This is a genomic window from Cupriavidus sp. UBA2010 (assembly GCF_002335265.1).
GTDB classification, from domain to species: Bacteria; Pseudomonadota; Gammaproteobacteria; order Burkholderiales; family Burkholderiaceae; genus Cupriavidus; species Cupriavidus metallidurans.
Genome location: NZ_DDCI01000013.1, coordinates 207,309 through 231,424 on the forward strand (window position 1 = coordinate 207,309; position 24,116 = coordinate 231,424).

The 24,116-nt window shown below is 65.5% G+C and carries 22 protein-coding genes; 15 read left to right on the top strand and 7 right to left on the bottom strand.

Going from position 1 to position 24,116, the window contains the following annotated elements:
* Positions 1 to 39 precede the first annotated feature (39 nt).
* Positions 40 to 684, bottom strand: coding sequence for an alpha/beta hydrolase (locus tag B2246_RS09585; RefSeq protein ID WP_008641761.1), 645 nt, complete (start codon positions 682 to 684; stop codon positions 40 to 42).
* Positions 685 to 807: 123 nt separating this feature from the next.
* Positions 808 to 1,128 carry a (2Fe-2S) ferredoxin domain-containing protein gene (locus B2246_RS09590; protein ID WP_008641760.1) on the bottom strand — a complete coding sequence of 107 codons (321 nt, stop codon included), beginning with the start codon at positions 1,126 to 1,128 and terminating at the stop codon, positions 808 to 810.
* 449 nt (positions 1,129 to 1,577) lie between these two features.
* Here B2246_RS09590 and B2246_RS09595 point away from each other — a divergent pair, with 449 nt between their 5' ends.
* From B2246_RS09595 to cmdF, 4 genes are all read left to right on the top strand, one after another.
* Entirely contained in the window at positions 1,578 to 2,867 is a 1,290-nt protein-coding gene (locus tag B2246_RS09595; protein ID WP_080709645.1) for a dicarboxylate/amino acid:cation symporter, read from the top strand.
* A gap of 118 nt (positions 2,868 to 2,985) precedes the next feature.
* A complete protein-coding gene (locus B2246_RS09600) occupies positions 2,986 to 4,992 on the top strand; it encodes a sensor histidine kinase (protein WP_286881828.1) in 2,007 nt (668 codons plus the stop codon).
* A gap of 45 nt (positions 4,993 to 5,037) precedes the next feature.
* Positions 5,038 to 6,363, top strand: a complete 1,326-nt coding sequence (locus B2246_RS09605) for a sigma-54-dependent transcriptional regulator (protein WP_008652608.1) — start codon at positions 5,038 to 5,040, stop codon at positions 6,361 to 6,363.
* A gap of 146 nt (positions 6,364 to 6,509) precedes the next feature.
* Positions 6,510 to 8,111 (top strand): tyrosine 2,3-aminomutase, encoded by a 1,602-nt coding sequence (cmdF, locus tag B2246_RS09610; RefSeq protein ID WP_008652610.1) that lies wholly within the window; start codon positions 6,510 to 6,512, stop codon positions 8,109 to 8,111.
* A gap of 37 nt (positions 8,112 to 8,148) precedes the next feature.
* Here the strand turns inward: cmdF and B2246_RS09615 are convergent, their stop codons facing one another.
* The 3 genes from B2246_RS09615 to B2246_RS09625 all read right to left on the bottom strand — a co-directional run bounded on the left by B2246_RS09615 (position 8,149) and on the right by B2246_RS09625 (position 11,573).
* Positions 8,149 to 10,254 (bottom strand): ATP-dependent helicase, encoded by a 2,106-nt coding sequence (locus B2246_RS09615; protein WP_186425561.1) that lies wholly within the window; start codon positions 10,252 to 10,254, stop codon positions 8,149 to 8,151.
* 153 nt (positions 10,255 to 10,407) lie between these two features.
* On the bottom strand, positions 10,408 to 10,947 hold the full coding sequence (locus B2246_RS09620) for a TlpA disulfide reductase family protein (protein WP_008652614.1): 540 nt from the start codon (positions 10,945 to 10,947) through the stop codon (positions 10,408 to 10,410).
* Between the two features lie 128 nt (positions 10,948 to 11,075).
* The gene (locus tag B2246_RS09625; protein WP_008652615.1) at positions 11,076 to 11,573 is read right to left on the bottom strand and encodes a SoxW family protein; all 498 of its coding nucleotides are present in this window, start codon (positions 11,571 to 11,573) and stop codon (positions 11,076 to 11,078) included.
* A 133-nt stretch (positions 11,574 to 11,706) separates the two neighbouring features.
* On the opposite strand from B2246_RS09625, the gene B2246_RS09630 reads away from it, so the two are divergent.
* The 3 genes from B2246_RS09630 to B2246_RS09640 all read left to right on the top strand — a co-directional run bounded on the left by B2246_RS09630 (position 11,707) and on the right by B2246_RS09640 (position 13,202).
* Positions 11,707 to 12,294: a hypothetical protein gene (locus B2246_RS09630; RefSeq protein WP_035881315.1), complete on the top strand. Its 588-nt coding sequence runs from the start codon at positions 11,707 to 11,709 to the stop codon at positions 12,292 to 12,294.
* Positions 12,295 to 12,336: 42 nt separating this feature from the next.
* Complete coding sequence (locus B2246_RS09635) at positions 12,337 to 12,981, top strand: LysE family transporter (protein ID WP_008652617.1); 645 nt, start codon at positions 12,337 to 12,339, stop codon at positions 12,979 to 12,981.
* 80 nt (positions 12,982 to 13,061) lie between these two features.
* On the top strand, positions 13,062 to 13,202 hold the full coding sequence (locus B2246_RS09640) for a hypothetical protein (RefSeq protein WP_187192294.1): 141 nt from the start codon (positions 13,062 to 13,064) through the stop codon (positions 13,200 to 13,202).
* 226 nt (positions 13,203 to 13,428) lie between these two features.
* Here B2246_RS09640 and B2246_RS09645 read toward each other — a convergent pair whose 3' ends face one another.
* Together B2246_RS09645 and B2246_RS09650 are read right to left on the bottom strand one after the other, a co-directional pair.
* A complete protein-coding gene (locus B2246_RS09645; protein WP_186425564.1) occupies positions 13,429 to 14,967 on the bottom strand; it encodes a YifB family Mg chelatase-like AAA ATPase in 1,539 nt (512 codons plus the stop codon).
* Positions 14,968 to 15,049: 82 nt separating this feature from the next.
* Positions 15,050 to 15,307 (bottom strand): accessory factor UbiK family protein, encoded by a 258-nt coding sequence (locus B2246_RS09650; RefSeq protein ID WP_008652257.1) that lies wholly within the window; start codon positions 15,305 to 15,307, stop codon positions 15,050 to 15,052.
* A 552-nt stretch (positions 15,308 to 15,859) separates the two neighbouring features.
* Between B2246_RS09650 and B2246_RS09655 the strand changes: the two genes are divergently transcribed.
* The 8 genes from B2246_RS09655 (at position 15,860) to ptsP (ending at position 24,014) form a co-directional block, all read left to right on the top strand.
* Positions 15,860 to 16,660, top strand: a complete 801-nt coding sequence (locus tag B2246_RS09655) for a TorF family putative porin (RefSeq protein ID WP_008652255.1) — start codon at positions 15,860 to 15,862, stop codon at positions 16,658 to 16,660.
* Between the two features lie 52 nt (positions 16,661 to 16,712).
* Positions 16,713 to 17,051, top strand: a complete 339-nt coding sequence (locus B2246_RS09660) for a P-II family nitrogen regulator (protein WP_008652254.1) — start codon at positions 16,713 to 16,715, stop codon at positions 17,049 to 17,051.
* Positions 17,052 to 17,082: 31 nt separating this feature from the next.
* The gene (locus tag B2246_RS09665) at positions 17,083 to 18,651 is read left to right on the top strand and encodes an ammonium transporter (RefSeq protein ID WP_286964033.1); all 1,569 of its coding nucleotides are present in this window, start codon (positions 17,083 to 17,085) and stop codon (positions 18,649 to 18,651) included.
* A gap of 463 nt (positions 18,652 to 19,114) precedes the next feature.
* Positions 19,115 to 20,410, top strand: coding sequence for a glutamate--cysteine ligase (gshA, locus tag B2246_RS09670; RefSeq protein WP_008645878.1), 1,296 nt, complete (start codon positions 19,115 to 19,117; stop codon positions 20,408 to 20,410).
* A gap of 24 nt (positions 20,411 to 20,434) precedes the next feature.
* Positions 20,435 to 21,388 (top strand): glutathione synthase, encoded by a 954-nt coding sequence (gshB, locus tag B2246_RS09675; RefSeq protein WP_035881320.1) that lies wholly within the window; start codon positions 20,435 to 20,437, stop codon positions 21,386 to 21,388.
* Positions 21,389 to 21,512: 124 nt separating this feature from the next.
* Positions 21,513 to 21,968 carry a PTS sugar transporter subunit IIA gene (locus B2246_RS09680; protein WP_008645870.1) on the top strand — a complete coding sequence of 152 codons (456 nt, stop codon included), beginning with the start codon at positions 21,513 to 21,515 and terminating at the stop codon, positions 21,966 to 21,968.
* Entirely contained in the window at positions 21,937 to 22,206 is a 270-nt protein-coding gene (locus B2246_RS09685) for an HPr family phosphocarrier protein (RefSeq protein ID WP_008645869.1), read from the top strand. The genes B2246_RS09680 and B2246_RS09685 overlap by 32 nt, the downstream gene beginning before the upstream one ends.
* A 50-nt stretch (positions 22,207 to 22,256) precedes the next feature.
* Positions 22,257 to 24,014 carry a phosphoenolpyruvate--protein phosphotransferase gene (gene ptsP / locus B2246_RS09690; protein ID WP_186425567.1) on the top strand — a complete coding sequence of 586 codons (1,758 nt, stop codon included), beginning with the start codon at positions 22,257 to 22,259 and terminating at the stop codon, positions 24,012 to 24,014.
* Positions 24,015 to 24,116: the final 102 nt, after the last annotated feature.

Sequence of the window (24,116 nt, forward strand, 5' to 3'; positions counted from 1 at the left end):
AGGTTTCCAACAAGAAAGGATTGGCGCGGGCGGGGCGATTCACCGGTCCCACGCGTTGACGACGAGCTGCTTGATCAGGTGCAGCTTGCGATGAAAGAAATGGTCGGCGCCAGGAATGACGATGACCGGCAGGTCCTGCGGGCGTGCCCAGTCGAACACGCTGGCGAGCGGCACGGTGTCGTCCTGCTCGCCGTGGATCACGATTGTGTCAGCCGGCACGTTGGCCACGTCCCAGCGGCTCGTGGCGGTACCCACCACCACCAGGCGTTGCGCGGGCGTGCCAGCTTCGGCCAGACGGCGTGCCACGTGCGTCTGCACGAAGCTGCCGAACGAGAAACCGCCCAGCGCCAGCGGCAGCGTGGCCACGTCGGGCGACCACGCGGTCTGCGTGCGCATCCAGTCGATCACGGCGAGCAGATCGTCCTGCTCGCCGATGCCCTTGTCGTGCTCGCCGGCCGTGCCGCCAACGCCACGGAAGTTCGGGCGCACCGTGGCGTACCCCAGCGCAACGAAGGTACGCGCCAGCGTCTGCGCCACCTTGTTGTCCTTGGTGCCCGCGAACAGCGGGTGCGGATGCGCGACGAGAGCCAGACCGCGCACGGGCGCGTTCTGCGGCAGATCGATGGAGATGTCGATGGCGCCGACGGGGCCGGCGACGGTGGTGACCTGGGTATGCGCGTTCATGGTGGCAGGCGGCTCTCGCACAACGGGGCAACTACTGGGTAACTACAGCGCAGCTACGGAACTACAACAGCGGCACAACAAAAAACCGGGCTGGACCCGGCATGGCTCGGCGGGTAACGCGTTTCAGCGATCGACCATCAGGCGCTGCACGGGCTTTCCGTTGATCAGATGGCTTTCGATGATTTCGTCGATGTCCTGCTCGTCGACGAAGGTGTACCAGACGGCCTCGGGGTAGACCACGAGCACCGGTCCAAGTTCACAGCGGTTCAGGCAGCCGGCCTTGTTGATGCGCACGCGGCCTTCGCCACCGGCGATGCCAAGCTCCTTGCAGCGTTTCTTGGCGTATTCCTGCATGGCCTTCGCATTGTGGTCGGCGCAGCAGGCGGAGCCATCGTCGCGCTGGTTCAGGCAGAAGAAGACGTGGTGTTGGTAGTAGCTGCTCATGACGGCTGACTTGGGGCGCGGTGTGGCGAGGCGTCGTGGCCTGCCATCGCCCGTGATTGGAAGCTCGGAATTATACGTGTTCACGGCCACCAACCCGCGTAACACGTGGTGCACGGAATTCCGGAATCCGGGCCCCGGCCGGGGCCGTCGGGACGCTCTCGCGCCGTGATCGGCGCCCGAATGCGACCGAGGCTCCACAAATATCGAGGTTTAGGGCCATCTGGCCTTCCGAATCTCCGGAGCTGCGCATTCCGGATTTCCGGAATTCCGGAACCCGGTGCCGCCGGATTTCTCATCTTTTCTTTTAAATCAATGACTTGCGGCTGGGCGCCCAGATGGCACGCCTGTTGCGAATAGTTACTTCCAGACGCGCCGCCGTTCAGGTCGAGGCGCGCAACGCGCCACGCCATCGAGCGCCGGGGCACCGCTCAAACACCGAGGACGACATCATGAGGAAACCCTTCTACAAGATCCTGTACGTGCAGGTCCTGTTCGCGATATTCGTGGGCATCCTGCTGGGCCACTACTGGCCCGACACCGGCGTGGCCATGAAGCCGCTCGGTGATGCCTTCATCAAGCTGATCAAGATGATCATTGGTCCGATCATCTTCTGTACCGTGGTGTCCGGCATTGCCGGCATGCGCGACATGAAGAAGGTGGGCCGCGTGGGCGGCAAGGCGCTGCTCTACTTCGAGATCGTGTCAACGTTCGCGCTGCTGCTCGGCCTGATCGCCACGCACGTGCTCAAACCGGGCGTGGGCTTCAACATCGATCCGGCCACGCTGGACACGAAGTCGATCGCGCAGTACGTGTCGAAGGCACACGGTCAGAGCACCGTCGAGTTCTTCATGCACATCATCCCGGACACGATCTTCAGCGCGTTCGCCAACGGCGACATCCTGCAGATCCTGATGGTCTCGATGTTCTTCGGATCGGCACTGGCCGTGGTGGGTGAGCGCGCGCGCATCATCCACGACATGGTGGACCAGGTGTCGAAGGTGTTCTTCCACATCGTGCACGTGATCACGAAGGTGGCCCCGATCGGCGCATTCGGCGCGATGGCGTTCACCATCGGCAAGTACGGCCTGGGCTCGCTGATTCCGCTGCTCAAGCTGATCGGCACGTTCTACCTTACGGCGATCGTGTTCGTGCTGGTGGTGCTGGGTACCGTGGCGCGCCTGACCGGTTTCTCGATCATCCGCTTCGTCGCGTATATCAAGGAAGAACTGCTGATCGTGCTCGGCACCAGCTCCTCCGAGGCCGCGCTGCCGCACCTGATGGAGAAGATGGAGAAGCTCGGCTGCTCGAAGTCGGTGGTGGGCCTGGTTGTGCCGACCGGTTATTCGTTCAACCTGGACGGCACCAACATCTACATGACGATGGCGGTGATCTTCATCGCGCAGGCCACCAACATCGAGCTGACGCTGATGCAGCAGCTCACGATCCTGGCCGTGGCGATGGTGACCTCGAAGGGCGCCAGCGGCGTGACCGGCTCGGGCTTCATCACGCTGGCAGCCACGCTGGCCGTGGTGCCGACGATCCCGGTGGCCGGCATGGTGCTGATCCTCGGTATCGACCGCTTCATGAGCGAATGCCGCGCGCTGACGAACATCGTCGGCAACGGCGTGGCCACGGTGGTGGTCTCGGCGTGGGAGCACGAGCTCGACCGCGCCCGCCTGACCCGCGTGCTGCGGGGCGAAGATGAGGCGAGCAGCCTCGCCGACGCCGGCGCCCGCTGACGTGACCCGGGCAGCGACCGGCGCCCCGCAGGAAGGGGACGCCGGCGCAGCCCCGGATGAACCTGCCGGCCATCCCCGCCAGCGGGTATCATCGGCGCGAGAGCTTCCGCGCGCGCCGATGCCCCATTCCGACGACTTCCTTGCCGTGCATGACCCTGCCGCGCCCGGCCCGGTGCACGCGCCGGAGTCGAGCACGCGCTGGTGGGGGTTTGCCGCCGCGCTGATGGTGGGGCTTCTGGCGCTGTGCTCGCTGACCTGGCTGTTTTCGGTCCAGCGCGGCATCGCCGCATTGCAGCAGTCCACGGCCATGCGTGCCGACCGTTATGCGGCCACGCTTGAATCGACGCTGGACCGCTACGAATTCCTTCCCGCGCTAGTATCGCTGCACCCTTCGGTGCGCGCGCTGCTGGCCAATCCTGAAGACCCGGCCCGTATTGCCGTGGCCAACAACTACCTGGCCGAGGTCAATACCCGGGCCCGCGCGTCGGCCACCTACGTCATCGCGGCCAGCGGGCTGGCACTGGCCGCCAGCAACCATGGCGAGCCGGGCAGCTTCGTCGGTACCGACTACCGCTTCCGCCCGTACTTCCAGATGGCGTCGCGCGGCCAGATCGGCCGCTTCTACGCGATCGGCATCACCAGCGACGAGCCCGGCTATTACATCGCCCAGCCGATCGAGTCGGGCGGCAAGGTTATTGGTGTGACGGTGGTGAAGCTGAACCTCGAATGGTTCCAGCGCGCGGGCTCCGGTAGCACCGAGCCGCTGATGGTGTCCGACGACCACGGCGTGATCTTCCTGTCGTCGGTGCCGGGCTGGCAGTACCGCACGCTTCGGCCCCTGCCGCCCACGCTTCAGGCCGAACTGCACAACACGCGCCAGTATCACGACGTCGACGTCACGCCGCTGCCGATCCAGCCGCTGGATTCCCCGGTCTCGCGCTGGCTGGCCAGCACCACGCTCAACGATGGCGAACGGCTGGTGAGGGTTGGCGCCGCGGGCAGCACGGGGGCCACGGCACGAGATGGCGATGACGGTCAGGGCGCGCACTTCGGGCTGTCCAGCGATGGCGCGGACCGCTACCTGGAAATCAATCGCGCCGTCGGGCCCGCCGGCTGGAACATGCAGGTGATGGCCCAACTGGACCCTGTGCTGGCCAGCGCGCGCACTGCGACGATTGGTGCGGCGCTGGCCTATGCGTGCATCTGCCTGCTGCTGGTGAACCTGCGACAGCGCCGCCAGCGCGCGCGTGACATGCAATACAGCCGCCGGCTGCTGGAAGCGGCCTACGATCAACTGGAACGGCGCGTGGAGGCCCGCACGGCCGACCTGATGGCGATCAACGAGCAACTCGAAGCCGAAGTGGCCGAGCGCGCGCGGACTGAAGGCGAACTGCGCGCGACGCAGGATGAACTGGTGCAGGCCAGCAAGCTGGCGGCACTGGGGCAGATGGCCGCCGGTATCACCCATGAACTGAACCAGCCGCTGGCGGCCCTGCGCACGTTCTCGGACAACACGCGCGTGTTGCTGGAGCGCGGTCAGCTCGATGCAGCCACCGGCAATCTCTCCGCCATCGCCGATCTGACCGAGCGGATGGGCAAGATCACGGGCCAGCTCAAGCTGTTCGCGGGCAAGGCGCGTCAGCGCCGCAATGCCGTGCGCGTGCGTGCCGCCATCGACCATGTGCTGCAACTGATCGCGCCACGGCTGGGTCGGGTGATGCTACGGGTGCGGGGGCTCGACGGCGACACGGCGGACCTGGCCGTATGGGCCGACGAACTCAAGCTCGAGCAGGTGCTGCTGAATCTCGTCGGCAATGCGCTCGATGCCATTGCGGCGGCCGGCGCCGAGGATGGCCGCGTCGATATCGCCGTCAGCGCGAAGGACGAGACCGTGACGCTGGTCGTGCGCGACAATGGGCCCGGTATCGCGCCGGATGCGCTGCCACGGCTGTTCGAGCCGTTCTTCACGACCAAGGAGATCGGGCAGGGGCTCGGCCTGGGATTGGCGATTTCGTCGTCGATCGTGCGCGAGTTCGGCGGGCAACTGACGGCCGGCAACGTCGAGGGCGGCGGCGCGGAATTCGTCGTGACACTGCGGCGCTCGCGCCAGACGGCCACGGCGTGAGGCGCCTGAACGGCGTCAAGGATGACAGGTAAAGACATGATTGCGATGCAGGACGGATTGCGTGTGCTGTTCGTCGAGGACGAACCACTGGTGCGTCAGGCGACGGCGCAGAGCCTGGAACTGGCTGGCTTTTCGGTGCTGGCGCTGCCTTCGGCCGAAGCGGCGATGCCGCATCTTGGCGCGGACTTCCCGGGGGTGCTGGTTACCGATGTGCGCCTGTCCGGCGCGAGCGGGCTGGATCTGCTGCAGCACTGCCGCAATGCCGCGCCGGGCGTGCCGGTGATCCTGGTCACGGGGCACGGCGATATCACGATGGCGGTGCAGGCGATGCGCGAGGGCGCCTATGACTTCATCGAGAAGCCGTTCGGCGCGGATCGCCTGACCGAAACGGTGCGCCGCGCGCTGGAGCGCCGCGCGCTCGAACTGGAGAACCACGCGCTGCGCCGCGAGCTGGCTGGCCCGGCTGCCGGCACACGGATCATCGGCCGGTCGCCGGCGATCGCGCAGGTGCGCGACCTGATCGCCAATGTGGCGGCCACCGATGTGCCGGTGATGATCAACGGCGAGACCGGAACGGGCAAGGAGCTCGTGGCGCGGAGCCTGCACGCGCTCTCCACGCGGCGTGACCAGCCCTTCATCGCGCTGAACTGCGGCGCCGTACCAGAGTCGATTTTCGAGAGCGAGATGTTCGGCCACGAGGCTGGCGCATTTACCGGCGCGGGCAAGCGGCGTGTGGGCAAGCTCGAACATGCGTCGGGTGGCACGCTGTTCCTCGACGAGATCGAGAGCATGCCGCTGGCCTTGCAGGTGAAGCTGCTGCGCGTGCTGCAGGAGGGCACGCTGGAGCGGCTCGGCTCGAATACGTCGATACCGATCGACGTGCGCATCATCGCGGCTTCGAAGGGCGACATGGAGGCACTGGTGGCGCAGGGCACGTTCCGGCAGGATCTGCTGTACCGGCTCAACGTGGTGACGATTCCGCTACCGCCGCTGCGCGAGCGACGCGAGGACATCGTGCCGCTGTTCGAGCACTTCATGCTCGTTGCCGCCGTGCGCTATCAGCGGCCGGCGCCGATCCTGTCCGAGATGCAGCGCCAGCAACTGATGCAACGGCCCTGGCCCGGCAATGTGCGGGAACTGCGCAACGCGGCAGATCGACTGGTGCTGGGCGTGCCGGAAGGCGGACACGCCGGCGGCAAGGCTGATCCCGTTGACGAATCGACGCCGCTACGCGAGCGGATGGAGCGCTACGAGCGCGCCGTGATCGCCGATACGCTGGCCCGCACGGGCGGTGCCGTCAGCCAGGCGGCGGACCTGCTGCAAGTGGGCAAGGCGACGCTTTACGACAAGATCAAACGCTACGGACTGTAACGGCCGTACTCGGGGAAGGCGGGGGTCGGTACACTCTGGCCCGGCTCTCTTCCCTGGTTTCTTATCCCGCGATATCCCGCGATACCCCGCGAGCGGAATAACGGTAGGGCAGAGGGCAAGCGCCTCCATTGCTAACGCCCCGACCCATGCCCCACGCCCATCCCGCCGACATCGACGGCCACCACCTGACCCCCGACACCGTCGCCGCCATCGCACGCGGCCAGCGCGCCGCCATCGTCCCGGAGCCCGTCCTTGGCAAGGTTGCCGATGCCCGCGCCCGCTTCGAGCAGGTGGCTGCGGCCAATGTGCCGATCTACGGCGTTTCCACGGGCTTTGGCGAACTGGTGCACAACTGGGTCGACATCGAACATGGCCGTGCGCTGCAGGAGAACCTGCTGCGCAGCCATTGCGCGGGTGTGGGTCCGCTGTTTTCGCGCGACGAGGTCCGCGCGATGATGGTCGCGCGTGCCAATGCATTGGCACGCGGATATTCGGCGGTGCGGCCGGCCGTTATCGAGCAACTGCTGAAGTATTTGGAAGCCGGCATCACGCCGGCCGTGCCGCAGGTGGGTTCGCTCGGCGCCAGCGGTGATCTGGCGCCGCTGTCGCACGTCGCCATCACGCTGATCGGCGAAGGCAAGGTGCTGACCGACGATGGTGGTACGGCACCCACGGCCGACGTCCTGCGCGAGCGTGGCATCGCGCCGCTCGCGCTGGCGTACAAGGAAGGGCTGGCGCTGATCAACGGGACATCGGCCATGACCGGGGTGTCGTGCCTGTTGCTGGAGACGCTGCGCGCGCAGGTCCAGCAGGCCGAGATCATCGCGGCGCTGGCGCTCGAAGGACTGTCCGCCTCGGCCGATGCCTTCATGGCCCATGGGCACGACATCGCCAAACCGCATCCGGGACAGATCCGCTCGGCGGCGAACATGCGCGCGCTGCTGGCCGATTCGGCGCGGCTTTCCGGGCATGGCGAACTGTCCGCCGAGATGAAGACGCGCGCGGGCGAGGCCAAGAACACCGGCACCGGCGTGTTCATCCAGAAGGCCTACACGCTGCGCTGTATTCCGCAGGTGCTTGGCGCGGTGCGCGATACGCTCGATCATTGCGCCACAGTGGTCGAGCGCGAACTCAATTCATCGAACGACAATCCGCTGTTCTTCGAAGACGGCGAGCTGTTCCATGGCGGCAACTTCCACGGCCAGCAGGTGGCATTCGCAATGGACTTCCTGGCCATTGCCGCCACGCAGCTGGGCGTGGTGTCGGAGCGCCGCCTGAACCGCCTGCTGAGCCCGCATCTGAACAACAATCTGCCGGCGTTCCTGGCGGCGGCGAACGAGGGGTTGTCGTGCGGGTTTGCCGGGGCACAGTATCCGGCCACGGCGCTGATCGCCGAGAACCGCACAATCTGCAGCCCGGCGAGCATCCAGAGTGTGCCGTCGAACGGCGACAACCAGGATGTGGTCAGCATGGGGCTGATCGCCGCTCGCAACGCCCGCCGCATTCTCGACAATAACCAGTACATCCTCGCGCTGGAGTTGCTGGCGTCATGCCAGGCTGCCGAACTTGCGGGCGCGGTCGAGCAACTGGCGCCGGCAGGCCGCGCCGTGTTCGCGTTCGTGCGGGAGCGCGTGCCGTTCCTGTCGATCGATCGCTATATGACCGACGATATCGAGGCCATGGCGGCGCTGCTCCGTCAGGGTGCGCTGGTTGAGGTCGTGCGCGGCGCAGGCATCGAACTGGCCTGACGAACTCTGGCGGTAGCTTTCGGGAATGAGCGGTTTCCTACTTCCACATGCCGCGCATTCGGCTGGCGAGGTCTACCTGCGGTAGCGTGGCCTTCGCCTGGCCTTCCCCCGGCATTGGCGCGGGCGGCCACGAGCGGCTGTAGAAATTCGGCATCACGCGGTTCGGCAGGAAGCGCGTGCGCGATGCGTAGACGTGGCGATCGCCAAAGCCGACCTGGTTGTGCACGTAGAAGCGCTGTGGCACGACGATGTCGAGGTGGTCGCGCGCGCGAGTCATGGCCACGTACAGCAGGCGGCGCTCTTCCTCGATTTCCTCGGTGGTGCCGGTGGCAAGATCGGATGGCATGCAGCCATCGACTGCATTGAGCACGTACACGGCCTTCCACTCCTGCCCCTTGGCCGAATGGATCGTCGACAGGATCAGGTAGTCCTCGTCGCGCGAGGGCACGCCCGATTCGTCGCTCGATGCGCTGGGCGGGTCGAGCGTGAGTTCGGTGAGAAAGCGTTCCCGCGACGCATAGGTAGCCGCGATGCGCTCGATCTGCTGCAGATCCGCCTGCCGCGCGGCGGCATCGTCGTGCATCCGTTCGAGGTGCGGCATGTACCAGGCGATCACCTGTTCGAATTCCGATGGCCAGGGCGAGGTCGGCGCCATCAGCGCACGCGCCAGCGTCACCAGTTCATCCCAGGCGGGCGCGGCGGCGGGGGGCGGCTCGAAGGCTTCGAGCGCGATCAACGGTTCGGTGGCGGCTTCCAGTCCTTCGAGCACGCGCGCGGCCGTTTTCGGGCCGATGCCGGGCAGCAACTGCAGCGTGCGGAATCCGGCCATGCGGTCGCGTGGATTTTCCAGCCAGCGCACCACAGCCATCACGTCCTTGACGTGCGTCGACTCCAGAAACTTCAGTCCGCCGAACTTCACGAACGGGATATTGCGCCGGGCCAACTCGATCTCGACCTGGGCGCTGTGGTCGGCCGCGCGGAACAGCACCGCCTGCTGCATCAGCGACAAGCCAGCCTCGCGCCGCGCCAGTACCTGCTCGACGACGAAGCGCGCCTGCTCGGCCTCGTCGTTGACCACCACCACGCCGGGCTTCTCCGCCGATTCGCGCAGGGACCAGAGATCCTTGGTGAAGCGTTCGGCCGCAAGGCCAATCACGGCATTGGCGGCGCCGAGGATCGGCTGCGTCGAGCGATAGTTCTGCGACAGCGTGACCTGCTCGGCCGGCGGCGAGAACCGTGTCGGGAAATCGAGGATATTGCGCACGGTGGCGCCGCGGAATGCGTAGATCGACTGCGCGTCGTCGCCCACCACGGTCAGGCCGCGCCCTTGCGGCTTGAGCGCCAGCAGGATCGACGCCTGCAACGCGTTGGTGTCCTGGTACTCGTCGACCAGCACATGGTCGAAGCGCGCGCCCATGTCCTGCGCCAGTGCGGGCTCGGTCATCGCCTGCGCCCAGTAGAGCAACAGGTCGTCGTAGTCGAGCACCTGCTGCTTCTGCTTGGCTTCCACGTAGGCGGCGAACAGGCCCTTGAGCGCGTCTGCCCACATCGCGTAGCGCGGGAACTGCGTCTTCAGCACAACCTCGAGCGGCAACTGCGTGTTGACCACGCGCGAATAGATTGCGAGGCAGGTTTCCTTGCGCGGGAAGCGCGAGGTCTGCTCGGATAGCCCGAGGTCATGGCGGACCACGTGCATCAGGTCGGCCGCATCGCCGCGGTCGCTGATGGTGAAGGTCGGAGCAAGCCCGAGCGTTTCGGCGTACTCGCGCAGCAGGCGGGCGCCGATGGCGTGGAACGTGCCCGACCACTGCAGCGCGGCGCGCCCCGCGCCGGTCTGGATGCCGAGTGCCTGGTCGACGATGCGCTCGACACGGCGCCCCATTTCGGAGGCAGCGCGGCGCGAGAACGTCAGCAGCAGGATGCGGCGCGGATCGGCGCCGTTCACGACCAGATGCGCCACCCGATGCGCGAGCGTGTTGGTCTTGCCAGAGCCCGCGCCGGCAATGATCAGCAGCGGCGCGTCACCGTCGTACTCCACCGCCGCGCGCTGTTCCGGATTCAGCCGGGAAAGATAGGCGGGGGCGTCGGCGACCTCGGTGTCGGGCGACTCGGCAGCGGCTTCAGGGGCAAGTTCCGGTAACACGTCAGGGCAGGCAGTCGGATGGATGCGATAAGAAAAATCTGGCGCTCACTGTATATCCATACAGCCCCGACAGGCAAGCCGGATGCCCGACGATGTGAGCCGGGCAACAAAAAAGGTGCCGCATGGGCACCTTTTCGTTGGACTTGGCGTTGTTCAGGCCGCGTTGGCCAGTGCGCCGTCGAGCAGCTTGTGCAGCGCGTCCCACTCGGGCTCGCCCACGTAGCGCTTGAGAATCTTGCCGTTCTTGTCCACCACGAAGGTCGTCGGCGTGAGCTGGACGTTGCCGAAGGCCTTGGCCGCCGCGCCGTCGGCGTCCATCGCCACCTTGAATGGCAGTTCACGGGTCTTGGCGTAGTTCATCACGTACATCGGCGGGTCGTAGTTCATCGCCACCGCCACGAAGTCCAGCCCCTTGTCCTTGAACTGCTTGTAGGTGCTGACCATCTGAGGCATTTCCTTGACGCACGTGGCGCAGCTCGTGGCCCAGAAGTTGATCAGGTAGACCTTGCCCTTCAGGTCGCCAGTGCTGAGCTTTTCGCCCGAAAGCAGCGTGAATGTGGCGTCGGGGACCGTATTCGCGGGCGTCATGGCGCGGTAGCCGAAGAAGCCCAGCAGCGCGACGATGACAACGGCTACAGCGATCGGCCAGCGCTTCTTGCTCGAAGGTGTGGCAGGGGTGGCGGAATTCGACATGGGGTTACGGTCCCGAGGGGAGGCCATCTACAGACAGCGGCTATTCTACTGCCGCTGTTAGCCGGCAGTGGCAAGCCGGATCAAATGCGCACTATCTGCGGCATTCCGCCGCATTTCCTGGTGATTGACTACTTGGACGCCGCCAGCCCTTCGGCGAGCCTGGCACGTGCCGTATCCACGGCTTGTTCGAGGTAAGCGCCGTAGAAGTCCGGCTGCAGGCCGCGCAGCGGGCTGGCCAGGTTGCGGCCGTTGCGATCCAGGAACAGGACGGTCGGGGCCACCGTGATGTTGTGGGCGCGTGCCCATTGCTTCGCGGTGGTCATGGTGCCGTCGGCGTCGCGCAGCGGCGTGTCGGCCGTCATGTCGAGCTCGCGCGCGGTGATCTCGCCAGCGGCCGCCTGTGGCGCCAGATAGTTGCGGCGGGCGGTCTCGCAATACGTGCAGCCGGGCAAGCTGACCAGCACGACCAGCGGCCCGCCCTGTTTCGCGGCGTCAGCGGACTGGGCGGCAATATCGGTGACGGGCGGCAGATGGCTTGCCGCCATCGACACAGCCGGGCCCACCAGCAGCAACAGCGCGGCGAGACCATGCAGAACGGAGCGAAGCAGGGGCGAGCGGGGCGTCATGCTGGGGCGTCGGTGGGTATTCCGTGAGAACCTGGTGAAGACGTCGCCGCATTTGATTTCGTGCGCATCTGGTGCGAACGTGCGCGGCTTCCCGGATAATACCGGCTTGCGCCAGATTGCGCCGACATCCCCCATGCGCCGCCCCAGCCCCCGACCTGCCCCTCGCGTTCCCCTGCTGATTGCCATCGTGCTGCTGGCTCTGGCCGGCTGCTCGCCGCGCTATGACTGGCGCACCATCGTCTCGAGCGAAGGGCAGTATGCGGCGCTATATCCGGACAAGCCGACCAGCGCCGCGCGCGATGTGGCGATCGCCGGGCGCCAGTTGCCGATGCGCATGGAGGCCGCCCGGATCGACAACACGTTGTTCGCCGTCGGCGTGGTTTCCCTTCCCGCCGATGATGCGGGGCTACGCCGCGAGGCGCTGGCGTCGATGCAGGCCGGCCTGATAGGCAACCTCGGTGCGCATCCCGACAGCCCCGCGCGCTCGCGTCCGGTCACGGTCATGTCGGCGGGGCAGCCACCCGTTGCGCTGGACGGCGTGGAGGTGACTGTCGCTGGCATATCGCCCCAGGACAAATCACCGCGCCGACTGACCGCGCGGCTGGTGGCGTCCGGCTCGCGTGTCTATCAGGCAGTGGTGCTCGAGGCCGGCGATGCGGCGAAGGATGCGCGCCAGGCCGAGCAGGTCGAGCAGTTCCTCACCGGTTTTCACCCGTTCTAAATCCGTTCCAAGTCTTTCAGGTAGTCAATCAAGGAGTTCGTCATGCGTTGGGAAGTCTGGCTGGCCTATTTTGCCGCGTGCTGGGTGATCGCTGTCTCGCCCGGTTCGGGCGCCGTGCTGTCGATGAGCCACGGTCTGTCATACGGCCTGAAGAAGACGTCGACGACGATTCTGGGCCTGCAGACCGGCCTGGTGATCATCCTGCTAATTGCGGGCGGCGGACTTGGCGCGCTGCTGCTGGCGTCCGAGGAAGCATTCCTGGTGGTCAAGACGATTGGCGCGATGTACCTGATCTACCTGGGTATCCAGCAGTGGCGTGCCAAGGTTGAGACGAACCCGCAGAACAGCGAGGACAAGACGGTGCGTGTGGCCACCATGAGCCGGCGCCGGCGCTTCGCCACGGGGCTGCTGACGAACGTCACCAACCCCAAGGGCATCATCTTTATGGTGGCCGTGCTGCCGCAATTCATCGACCCGACGCATGCGCTCGGGCTGCAACTGGCTATCCTGGCGGCGACGATGTGCTTTGTGGACCTGATCGTGATGCACGGCTATGCGCTACTGGCGTCGCGCATGCAGGGCCTGTTCCGCAACGCGCGTGCCGTGCGCTGGCAAAACCGCTTCTTCGGCAGCGTGCTGGTGGCCGTGGGCACCGCGCTGTTCTTTGTCCGGCGTCATCACGCCTGAGCGTTGATGGTGAGGGCGGGTGGCGCACGGTCGACAGGTTTGCTTCAATAGGAAGTGATCAGGAATCTATGGAGACCCCGATGCCTGCCGTCGCCCACCTGCAAGCCACGTATCGCGCCCATCGGGAGCCTCCACCGGGTGAGCCGACGCCGCCCGGCTTCCCAGCCGACCAGCCGCCGATCGAGGAACCGCCACCGCCACCGGTGGAGCCACCGGTTTGAGTGGAAGCTGAAAATGACAAGGTCCGCGTTTTCCTAAGAGGCGCTATCAAAATGAAGCGAAGCGGTTCTGGCTAGGGTGAAGCAGGGGTTTCGGCTCGTATGCGAGCCGCCTGCGGAACGGCATGTGCCTGCGAGCACATGCGCGCCCTGCAAGGGCGCGGCCGCAGACAGTACAAGCGGTACGGCAAGGCCGCGCAACGACGCCAGAATCATTTTGATAGTGCCTCTAGGCGGTTCGCAGCACGCGCCGGTACTGGATCGCCTCGGCCACGTGGCCGGCTGTCAGAACCTCCGCGCCATCCAGGTCCGCGATCGTTCTGGCTACCTTGAGCACCCGGAAGTACGCGCGCGCCGACCATCCCAGCTTCTGCATCGCGTCGCGCAGCAGCGTTCGGGCCTCGTTGTCGAGCGGGCAGTGTGTCTCGATCGCGCGACCGGCTAGTTCGCTGTTCGGCGTGCCCTGTCGTGTCAATTGACGTTCGCGTGCGGCGACGGCGCGGGCGCGCACGGTCTGGCTCGGTTCGCCCGGCTGTCCATCGAACATTTCCTGCTGGCTCTGGGCGGGCACTTCGATCTGCAGGTCCACGCGGTCGAGCAACGGGCCTGACAGGCGTGACTGGTAGCGCTGCACCTGATCCGGCGTGCAGCGGCACATGCGGGTGGGATGCCCGAGGTAGCCGCAAGGGCAGGGATTCATCGCCGCCACGAACTGGAAGCGCGCCGGGAAATCGGCCTGCCCGGCGGCACGCGAGATCGTGATGCGGCCGGTTTCGAGCGGCTCGCGCAGGACTTCGAGCACGCGCCGTTCAAACTCGGGCAGTTCATCGAGAAAGAGCACGCCGTGATGCGCCAGCGATATTTCCCCAGGGCGTGGCGAAGCGCCCCCGCCGACCAGGGCAGGCGCGCTGGCCGTATGGTGCGGACTGCGGAACGGGCGATGGCCCCAGCGGGACGGGTGGAAGCCGCCCGAGGTCAGACTCTGCACGGCCGCTGCCTCGAGCGCTTCGGCCTCGGTCATCGGCGGCAGCAGGGCAGGGAAGCGCTGGGCCAGCATCGATTTGCCAGTGCCGGGCGGGCCGACCAGCAGTACGGAGTGCTGGCCCGCGGCGGCGATCTCCATGGCGCGTCGGGCTTGTGCCTGGCCGCGAACGTCGCGCATATCGGGGCCATCGGCGGATGCCTCAACCCGGGCTGGCGGCCGGGCGCGCGACAGCCGCCGCTCGGGAAGCAGGCCGATGTGATGGCAGACGTCGCGCAGTGTCGCGCCGGCATGGACGATCACGGCTTCGACCAGGGCCGCTTCTGCGCCATTCTCGCTGGCGACGACGAAGGCGCGCGGCGGGCGATCCTCCGCCACGCGTCGGGCGTTATCGCGGGCCAGTCCCATTGCCATCGCGAGCGCGCCGCGTACCGGGCGCAGGTCTCCTGCCAGCGAAAGCTCGCCGGCGAATTCGAAGGCGTCAAGCGTGTCGGCCTGCAACTGCCCGCTGGCCGCCAGGATGCCCAATGCGATCGCCAGGTCGAAACGGCCGGACTCCTTGGGCAGATCGGCGGGCGCCAGGTTGACCGTGATGCGCCGGTTGGGAAATTCGAACTCGCTGTTGAGCAGAGCCGCGCGCACGCGCTCGCGGCTCTCGCGGACTTCAGTATCGGCCAGCCCGACGATATTGAAGGCGGGCAACCCGTTGGCGAGGTGGATTTCGACGGAGACGGGCGGCGCCTCGATTCCAGTCAGTGCGCGGCTGCGCAGGACGGCCAGGCTCATATCTTTGCGGAAGTGTTAACGAAAAAGGCCACCGGGATCCGGTGGCCTTTCTGGCATTGAACGGGGTGCCGTGGGCGCGGCGTCATGCTCCTCCGGTTGGCGTGCCGCCAACGCGGCGCTCGAGTTCTGCTACGCGGGCCTCAAGTTCCTCCAGTCGGGCGCGGGTGCGGGCCAGCACCTGCGACTGGACGTCGAATTCCTCGCGCGTGACCAGGTCAAGGCGCGCGAAGCCCTGCGTCATCATGCTGCGCACGTTTTTTTCGATGTCCTTGGCCGGCGAGTTGCGCAGCGCTTCGCTGACCTTGCTTTGCAGGTCGTTGAAGAGATCGGTCGGTTTCATGGTGGAACTCCTGTGGTGACCAATTTCGAATGATTCGGGTCAGGCCAGCGTGCGCATGGCGGGCGGCTGCGCCCCATTCACCATGTCTGCACCGTGGTGGGGCGTCGCATCGCGGCGCTCGGCGGGCATCCCTGCCGCGCAGATGCACTGCTCTGGGGCGTGGCGCCTCGGCGGGTGTCTGACGCGCCGTGCCATGCCAGCCGTCGGGTGCTCGTACGCCAAGCACGCGGCACTTGACCTTGCATGACGCGGATTATGGCGCTTCGGCGGCCGCCATGAAAGCTCCGGCAACGCCAGCGCACATTTTTTGGCGGTTTTTCGATGCTTCGGGCGGCAGATACCTGTCGCCCGGCATTGTCGTCAAAGTGGTTCGGACACCGCTTGTCGACGATTTCTGACTGGGCGGCCAACGGTGTCGCAGGGCGATGGCCATGAGCTGGCACGGGTGTTGCAGTACAGCAACCGGGAGCGTCAACACCATAACGCTGTGCACAAACAGCAGCCTCTCACCCTCGAGCCAGCGAAGAACCTAAAGGAAAAGGAGAAAAACCGATGAAGAAGTCGAGCCTCGCAGTCAGCGCCGCTGCGGCCCTGTTCAGCCTTGCCACCTCCGTTGCGTTCGCACAGAGCGCGCCGGACGCGGCAGCGCCGGCAGCCGCACCCGCCGCCGAGCCGGCATCGCCCCACACGATCACGGCCAACGTGTCGCTGGTCTCTGACTACCGCTATCGCGGTCTCAGCCAGACCAACCGCCGTCCGGCCATCCAGGGCGGGTTCGACTATGCCCATGAGAGCGGCTTCTACATCGGCAACTGGAACTCCAGCATCAGCTGGATCTCGGACGCCGACAAGAGCGTGTCGGCGCCGGTCGAGATGGACTTCTATGGTGGTTTCAAGAACACGTTCAAGATGAGCGACCTGGAGTTCAACTATGACGTCGGCGTGCTGCAGTACTTCTACCCGGGCGGCTACTCCAACCCGCGCCCGTACACCACTGAGCTGTACGCGGGCATCGGCTATGGCCCGGTGTTCCTGAAGTACTCGCAGGCCGTGACCAACCTGTTCGGGATCGCCAACAGCCAGTACAGCAGCTACATCGACCTCGCCTTCAACTATCCGCTGAACGTGTGGGACCTGACGCTGAACGCGCACCTTGGCTACCAGAACGTCCAGCACAACAGCGCCGCTTCCTATCTGGACTGGAAGGTCGGCCTGACGAAGGACCTGGGCAAGGGCTTCGCGCTGGCGGTGGCCTACATCGGCACCAATGCGAAGGAGTCGTTCTACACGAACAGCTATAACCACAACGTGGGCAACAACACCGCGTGGGTCTCGCTTTCCAAGACTTTCTAATTGCGCGTCAGCCAGGGGGGGCCGAAGCTGGCCCGCCCAGAGGAGATAACCGATGAAACTCATCATTGCAGTCATCAAGCCGTTCAAGCTCGACGAGGTGCGCGAGGCGCTCTCCGATGTGGGCGTGTCCGGGATCACCGTGACCGAGGTCAAGGGCTTCGGCCGGCAGAAGGGCCACACGGAGCTGTATCGCGGCGCCGAGTACATCGTCGACTTCCTGCCCAAGGTGAAGATCGAGGTGGCGGTGCCCGACGAAGTGGTGGAGCGAGCCATCGAGGCCGTGGAGAAGTCGGCCCGCACCGGCAAGATCGGCGACGGCAAGATCTTCGTCGCACCCATAGAACAAGTCATTCGCATCCGCACCGGCGAGACCGGCGGCGATGCCCTGTGACACGAGACACCCCCGGAAAGAGGTTAAGCAAATGAAAACCTGGTTCAAGCGAATCCTGACGGCCGGCGCGATGACGCTGGCGCTCGGCACGGCCGGTCTCGGCCTCTCCACCCACGCCGTGGCGCAGGACAAGCCCGCCGCGGAAGCATCGGCCGCGACGGCGTCCGAAGCATCGGCCGCGACGGCGTCCGCAACCCCTGCAGCCGCCGTGGCAGCACCGGCTGCGGCAGCTTCGGCGGCCACGCCTGCCGCGGCGCCCGCCGAAGCTGCCGCCGCGCCGGCTGCCCCGGTGCCCAACAAGGGCGACACGGCCTGGCTGCTGGTCTCCACCGCATTCGTGATCCTGATGACGCTGCCGGGCCTGGCGCTGTTCTACGGTGGCCTGGTCCGCTCGAAGAACATGCTGTCGGTGCTGATGCAGTGCCTGATGATCTTCTCGGTGATCTCGATCCTGTGGGCCATCTACGGCTATAGCTTCGCGTTCACGGAGGGCAACGCCTTCTTCGGTGGCACGGACCGTCTGTTCATGAAGGGCCTGACGGTCGATGCCGTGGCCGCCACGTTCAGCAAGGGCGTTGTGGTGCCGGAACTGGGCTACTTCGCGTTCCAGTGCGCGTTCGCGGCGATCACTTGCAGCCTGATCATCGGCGCCTTCGCCGAGCGCGCCAAGTTCTCGGCGGTGCTGGTATTCGTGGTCCTCTGGTTCACGTTTGCCTACATCCCGATGGCCCACATGGTCTGGTTCTGGCCCGGCCCGGATGCGTACACCGATGCCGCCGCAGGCACCGCCGCCACCGCCAAGGCCGGCTGGCTGTTCCAGAAGGGCGCGCTCGATTTCGCGGGCGGCACTGTGGTGCACATCAACGCCGCCGTGGCCGGTCTGGTGGGCGCGTTCATGTTCGGCAAGCGCATCGGCTTCGGTCGTGAAGCGATCCGTCCGCACAGCCTGACCTTCACGATGGTGGGCGCCTCGCTGCTGTGGTTCGGCTGGTTCGGCTTTAACGCCGGTTCGGCCCTGGAAGCCAACGGCAGCGCCGCGCTGGCCTTCGTCAACACGCTGCTGGCCACGGCCGCCGCGGTGGTTTCCTGGACCTTCGGTGAATGGATCGGCAAGGGCAAGCCGTCGATGCTCGGTGGCGCCTCGGGAGCTGTCGCCGGCCTGGTGGCGATCACCCCGGCCGCCGGCTTCGTCGGCCCGATGGGCTCGATCGCGATGGGCCTGATCGCCGGCCTGCTGTGCCTGTGGGGCGTGACCGGTCTGAAGCGCCTGCTGGGCATGGACGATTCGCTGGACGTGTTCGGTGTGCACGGCGTGGGCGGTATTCTCGGCGCGCTGCTGACCGGTGTGTTCGCCGCGCCGAGCCTGGGCGGTACGGGCATCTATGACTACGTTGCCAACAAGGTGGCCGACGACTACTCGATCGCCGGTCAGGTCTGGATCCAGTTCGAAGGTGTGCTGACCACAATCGTTTGGTCCGGCGTGGTAGCGCTGGTGGCCTACAAGCTGGTCGATATGCTGATTGGCCTGCGCGTGCCGGAAGAGGAAGAGCGCGAAGGTCTGGATATCACCTCGCACGGTGAAACCGCGTATGAGGTCTGATATCTGCCAAGGTGTTGTGCTGGAGAGCTGATTGGGAATCTTCTCTCAGGAGTTTCGCCCCGGCCATGTGCCGGGGCTTTTTTATTTTCGGGCCCGCCCCTCAAACGGGTGTCAGTATTCGCAGGGTGCTTAAATCGGATCTTAAAAAGTCTCAATTGTCTTTAATGCCTGCGGGGCATAGAGTGCCAGTGAGGCAGTTTCCTCCACCTGCAGAACGCTCCCCGTATCTGTCAGGCCATTTGAAAGCGCGACGCCATGTCGCGCTTTTTTTTTGCCCATGGCGCGCGCATATAGCACCCATGGGGCGGCGCATGGTCTCAGGACCTTTGAAATGCGTCAAACATCCCCATATTCAGATCCCTTATGCTGGGCTCCGCATATGCTTATTCAGGGCGGGCCTGCAGCCTCGTGGCCGTTCCACTACAATCGGGGCGGACAATAAAGCTGATTCATTAGGATGGATATGGTCCCGCATCTCATCACCGCGCTGAACGGTCCGCTACTCGAACTCGAGAAGAAGATCCTGGACGCCACACCGTCCATCGAGCGCTGGTTCAGGCTGGAATGGCAGGAGCATACTCCGCCGTTCTATTGTTCCGTGGACCTGCGCAACGCTGGCTTCAAGCTGGCGCCGGTCGACACCAACCTGTTCCCGGGCGGTTTCAACAACCTCGCGCCCGAAATGCTGCCGCTGGCGGTCCAGGCCGCCATGGCTGCGATCGAGAAGATCTGCCCGGACGCCAAGAACCTGCTGCTGATTCCCGAGCGCCACACCCGCAACATGTTCTATCTGCAGAACGTGGCGCGGCTGTCGCTGATCATGCGCCAGGCGGGCCTCAATGTGCGCCTGGGCTCGCTGTCCGAGGAAATCACCGAACCCACCCCGATCGAGCTGCCCGACGGCCAGACGCTGGTGGTGGAGCCGCTCGCGCGCCTTGGCGCCAAGGGCCGCCGGCTGGGCCTGAAGGATTTCGATCCCTGCTCGATCCTGCTGAACAACGACCTGTCGGCCGGGATCCCGCCGATCCTGGAGAACATCAACGAGCAGTACCTGCTGCCGCCGTTGCACGCCGGCTGGTCCACCCGCCGCAAGAGCAGCCACTTCGCCGCCTATGACGAGGTGGCCAAGAAGTTCGCCAAGCTGATCGACATCGACCCGTGGATGGTGAATCCGTATTTCGCGCGGCAGACTGGCGTGAACTTCCATGAGCGCATCGGCGAGGAAGAACTGGCTGACGCGGTGGAAGGCGTGCTCAAGAAGATCGCGAAAAAGTACCGCGAGTACGGCATCAAGGAAACGCCCTACGTGGTGGTCAAGGCCGACGCCGGCACCTACGGCATGGGCATCATGACCGTGCGCGACCCGTCCGAGGTGAAGGGCCTGAATCGCAAGGAGCGCAACAAGATGAGTGTCGTGAAGGAGGGCCTCGAGGTCTCCGACGTCATCATCCAGGAAGGCGTGCACACCTTCGAAAAGGTCAACGACGCGGTGGCGGAGCCGGTGGTCTACATGATCGACCGCTACGTGGTGGGCGGCTTCTACCGCGTGCACACGGGCCGTGGCATCGACGAGAACCTGAACGCGCCGGGCATGCACTTCGTGCCGCTGGCCTTCGCGCCGAACGGTATGCCGGACAGCCACGCCAAGCCGGGCGCGGCCGTGCCGAACCGCTTCTACATGTATGGCGTGGTGGCGCGCCTGGCCCTGCTGGCCGCGTCGCTGGAACTCGAGAAGACCGACCCGAATCCGATCATCTGATTCGTAACGCCCCTGCAATCCACCATGCGCATTCTGTTCATTACCGACCCGCTGGAGACCTTCAAGACCTACAAGGACTCCACCTTCGCCATGATGACCGAGGCGGCGGCGCGCGGGCACGAGCTGTTCTTCTGCCTGCAATCGCAGCTTTCGCTGTCGGCCAACGTCGTGGAGGCCATGGTACGGCCGCTGGAGCTGACCGACGACGCCCAGGCCTGGTATCGGCTGGGCGATGCCGCGCTGAGGCCGCTGTCCGCGTTCGATGCGGTGCTGATGCGCAAGGATCCGCCGTTCGACATGGAGTACGTGACCAGCACCTGGTTGCTGGAACTGGCCGAAGCGCAGGGCGCGCGCGTCTTCAACAAGCCGCGCGCGATTCGGGACCACTCGGAGAAACTGGCGATCGGCCAGCATCCGCAGTTCATCACGCCGACGCTGGTGACGCGCGATGCCGGCCGCATTCGTGAATTCCATGCCGAGCATAAGGACATCATCGTCAAGCCGCTGGACGGCATGGGCGGCATGGGTGTGTTCCGGGTAGGCGCCGACGCCATGAACCTGGGTGCGATCGTCGAGACGCTTGGCGACAACGGCGCGCGCACGCTGATGGTCCAGCGCTACATCCCGGCCATCAAGGATGGCGACAAGCGCATCCTGCTGATCGGCGGCAAGCCGGTGCCGTATTCGCTGGCGCGGATTCCGCAGGGCACTGAGATTCGCGGCAATCTGGCCGCTGGCGGGGTGGGGCGGGCGCAGGAGTTGAGCGCGCGCGATCGCGAGATCGCCGAAACCCTGGCGCCCGGACTATGGAAACAGGGCTTGCTGCTGGTAGGGCTGGACGTGATCGGCGACTACCTGACCGAAGTAAATGTGACGAGTCCGACCTGTTTTCAGGAGATCGCCCAGCAGACCGGCTTCAATGTCGCGGGCATGTTCATCGACGCGCTGGAGCAGGCCGTAGCCGCCGACCGTCGCTGACGGTCTCCAACCGCCGCTGGTCTCCGCCGATGTTCAGGCGCCACAGTTGGCGCGGCGGGCGGGGCCGCGGATTGGGCGGTCAGGCTGCCTGCTACAATTCGGGCAGTCCAACGGATTCACCATCATGGCAGGAATTCTGATCATCGCTCATGCGCCACTGGCTTCGGCGCTGCGCGATTGCGCTGGCCACGTCTACTGCGGCCAGCCGCAGCGGGTGGAGGCGATCGACGTTATCGCCGATGCCGACCCTGCGGCGGTGCTGGCCGAGGCGCGGAAGCGCCTCGCAGACGTTTGCGAAGAGAACGGCGCCCTGGTGCTGACCGATATCTTCGGCGCCACGCCTGCCAATATCGCCGCGCGGCTTGCCGAGCCGGGTCGGGTCAAGGTGCTGGCCGGTGTCAACCTGCCGATGCTCGTGCGCGCTATCTGCTATCGGACGGAGAAGCTCGACCAGCTTGCCACCAAGGCCTTGGCCGGAGGCGCCCAGGGCGTGCTGCAAATAGGCACGACCGCCGTCCAGAACCAAACCGCAAATCATCCCGACAAATATGCTGCAGAGGGACACCACCATCATCAATAAGCTCGGGCTTCATGCCCGCGCATCCGCCAAGCTCACGCAGTTGGCGGGTAGCTTCAACAGCCAGGTCAAGATGTCCCGTAACGGCCGCCAGGTCGACGCCAAGAGCATCATGGGCGTGATGATGCTGGCCGCCGGGATTGGATCGACAGTCTCGATCGAGACTGACGGCCCTGACGAGCAGGAGGCGATGGATGCGCTGCTGGCGCTGATCGCCAACCGCTTCGGCGAAGGCGAGTGAAGTTCGACGGTAATCCAGGCTTTTTCTAAACGTTCCTGACGGAGCGGTTCATGCCCTTTGCCTTGCACGGCATTCCGGTTTCTCGTGGGGTCGCCATCGGGCGAGCCCATATTCTTGCGCCGGCTGCGCTGGATGTGTCGCACTACCTGGTCGATGAAGACCGGCTCGAAGCCGAGGTGGAGCGATTGCGCTCGGCACGCGCCGCGGTGCGGGCCGAGCTGATCACGCTCAAACGTGACCTGCCGCGCGACGCGCCGGAGGAAATGGGGGCATTTCTCGATGTCCACGCGATGATCCTCGACGATGAGGCCCTGTCGCGCGAACCCGAGACGCTGATTCTCCAACGCCGCTATAACGCCGAGTGGGCCCTGACCACGCGACTCGAAGAACTGATGCGTCAGTTCGACGAGATCGAGGACGAGTATCTGCGCGAGCGCAAGGCCGACATCGAGCAGGTGGTGGAGCGGATCCTGAAGGTGCTGGCCGGGGCGCCCGTGCTGGCGCCGGCGCCCGTGCCGACGCTCGCGCCGGATGGCGAGGCCACGCCGGGCGTGATCGTGGTGGCCCACGACATCGGCCCGGCCGATATGCTCCAGTTCAAGCACACCGTGTTCCACGGTTTCGTGACGGACCTGGGCGGCCGTACATCGCACACGGCTATCGTCGCGCGCAGTCTCGACATCCCCGCCGCGGTGGGCGTCAAGAACGCGAGTGAACTGATCCGACAGGACGACTGGATCATCATCGATGGCGATGCCGGCCTGGTGATCGTCGATCCGTCGGCCATCATTCTTGAAGAGTATCGGCACCGCCAGAGCGAGCGCGCGCTTGAGAAGAAGCGCCTGCAGCGGCTGCGCCACATGCCGGCGGTGACGCTGGACGGGCTCGAGATCGAGCTGCTGGCCAATATCGAGATGGCGGAGGATGCCGGTGCGGCGCTGTCCGCCGGCGCCGTCGGGGTGGGGCTGTTCCGGTCCGAATTCCTGTTCATGAACCGGCGTGGCGAGTTGCCGGATGAAGACGAGCAATTCCACGCGTATCGCAACGCCGTGGAAGCGATGCACGGGCTGCCGGTCACGATTCGGACCATCGACATCGGTGCCGACAAGCCGCTCGACGGCCGTGGCGACGACTTCGAGACCGCGCTGAACCCCGCACTGGGTTTGCGCGCGATCCGTTGGTCGTTGTCAGAGCCGGGGATGTTCCTGACCCAGTTGCGGGCGTTACTGCGCGCTTCCGCGTTCGGCCCGGTCCGGATTCTGATCCCGATGCTGGCTCACGCCGGTGAGATCGACCAGACGCTGGACCTGATCGAGCAAGCCAAGCGCCAGCTCGACGAACGCGGCCTGCCGTACGACCCGGGTATCAAGGTCGGGGCGATGATTGAGATCCCGGCTGCTGTGCTGCTGCTGCCGCTGTTCCTCAAGCGCATGGACTTCCTGTCCATCGGCACCAATGACCTGATCCAGTACACGCTGGCGATCGACCGCGCCGACAATGCCGTGGCGCACCTCTACGACCCGCTTCACCCGGCCGTGCTACAGCTGATTGCCCGGACGATCCGCGAAGCCAACCACGCGGGCGTGCCCGTCGCCGTGTGTGGCGAGATGGCGGGGGATCCGGCAATGACCCGGTTGCTGCTGGGCATGGGACTACGCGAGTTCTCGATGCACCCGGCGCAATTGCTGCGGGTGAAGCAGGAGGTCATCCATGCGGACTGCGAGCGCCTGAACAAGGCGGTCGACCAGATCCTGAACTGCTACGAACCGGACGAGCTTACGGCCGCGTTGAAGCAGCTGACGGCGTGACACCACCCTGAAACCCTGAGGATTTCAGGGTTTTAGGGCGCGATTACAGTGTCGTTTGCGGCACTTATGCCGCCGAAAAGTGGCCAGTCAATCGCCTCAATT

What these genes read in the sequence shown, in the direction of transcription:
- B2246_RS09585 (WP_008641761.1), bottom strand. Translation starts at nt 684, where the DNA reads ATGAACGCGCATACCCAGGTCACCACCGTCGCCGGCCCCGTCGGCGCC.
- B2246_RS09590 (WP_008641760.1), bottom strand. Translation starts at nt 1,128, where the DNA reads ATGAGCAGCTACTACCAACACCACGTCTTCTTCTGCCTGAACCAGCGC.
- B2246_RS09595 (WP_080709645.1), top strand. Translation starts at nt 1,578, where the DNA reads ATGAGGAAACCCTTCTACAAGATCCTGTACGTGCAGGTCCTGTTCGCG.
- B2246_RS09600 (WP_286881828.1), top strand. Translation starts at nt 2,986, where the DNA reads ATGCCCCATTCCGACGACTTCCTTGCCGTGCATGACCCTGCCGCGCCC.
- B2246_RS09605 (WP_008652608.1), top strand. Translation starts at nt 5,038, where the DNA reads ATGCAGGACGGATTGCGTGTGCTGTTCGTCGAGGACGAACCACTGGTG.
- cmdF (WP_008652610.1), top strand. Translation starts at nt 6,510, where the DNA reads ATGCCCCACGCCCATCCCGCCGACATCGACGGCCACCACCTGACCCCC.
- B2246_RS09620 (WP_008652614.1), bottom strand. Translation starts at nt 10,947, where the DNA reads ATGTCGAATTCCGCCACCCCTGCCACACCTTCGAGCAAGAAGCGCTGG.
- B2246_RS09625 (WP_008652615.1), bottom strand. Translation starts at nt 11,573, where the DNA reads ATGACGCCCCGCTCGCCCCTGCTTCGCTCCGTTCTGCATGGTCTCGCC.
- B2246_RS09630 (WP_035881315.1), top strand. Translation starts at nt 11,707, where the DNA reads ATGCGCCGCCCCAGCCCCCGACCTGCCCCTCGCGTTCCCCTGCTGATT.
- B2246_RS09635 (WP_008652617.1), top strand. Translation starts at nt 12,337, where the DNA reads ATGCGTTGGGAAGTCTGGCTGGCCTATTTTGCCGCGTGCTGGGTGATC.
- B2246_RS09640 (WP_187192294.1), top strand. Translation starts at nt 13,062, where the DNA reads ATGCCTGCCGTCGCCCACCTGCAAGCCACGTATCGCGCCCATCGGGAG.
- B2246_RS09645 (WP_186425564.1), bottom strand. Translation starts at nt 14,967, where the DNA reads ATGAGCCTGGCCGTCCTGCGCAGCCGCGCACTGACTGGAATCGAGGCG.
- B2246_RS09650 (WP_008652257.1), bottom strand. Translation starts at nt 15,307, where the DNA reads ATGAAACCGACCGATCTCTTCAACGACCTGCAAAGCAAGGTCAGCGAA.
- B2246_RS09655 (WP_008652255.1), top strand. Translation starts at nt 15,860, where the DNA reads ATGAAGAAGTCGAGCCTCGCAGTCAGCGCCGCTGCGGCCCTGTTCAGC.
- B2246_RS09660 (WP_008652254.1), top strand. Translation starts at nt 16,713, where the DNA reads ATGAAACTCATCATTGCAGTCATCAAGCCGTTCAAGCTCGACGAGGTG.
- B2246_RS09665 (WP_286964033.1), top strand. Translation starts at nt 17,083, where the DNA reads ATGAAAACCTGGTTCAAGCGAATCCTGACGGCCGGCGCGATGACGCTG.
- gshA (WP_008645878.1), top strand. Translation starts at nt 19,115, where the DNA reads ATGGTCCCGCATCTCATCACCGCGCTGAACGGTCCGCTACTCGAACTC.
- gshB (WP_035881320.1), top strand. Translation starts at nt 20,435, where the DNA reads ATGCGCATTCTGTTCATTACCGACCCGCTGGAGACCTTCAAGACCTAC.
- B2246_RS09680 (WP_008645870.1), top strand. Translation starts at nt 21,513, where the DNA reads ATGGCAGGAATTCTGATCATCGCTCATGCGCCACTGGCTTCGGCGCTG.
- B2246_RS09685 (WP_008645869.1), top strand. Translation starts at nt 21,937, where the DNA reads ATGCTGCAGAGGGACACCACCATCATCAATAAGCTCGGGCTTCATGCC.
- ptsP (WP_186425567.1), top strand. Translation starts at nt 22,257, where the DNA reads ATGCCCTTTGCCTTGCACGGCATTCCGGTTTCTCGTGGGGTCGCCATC.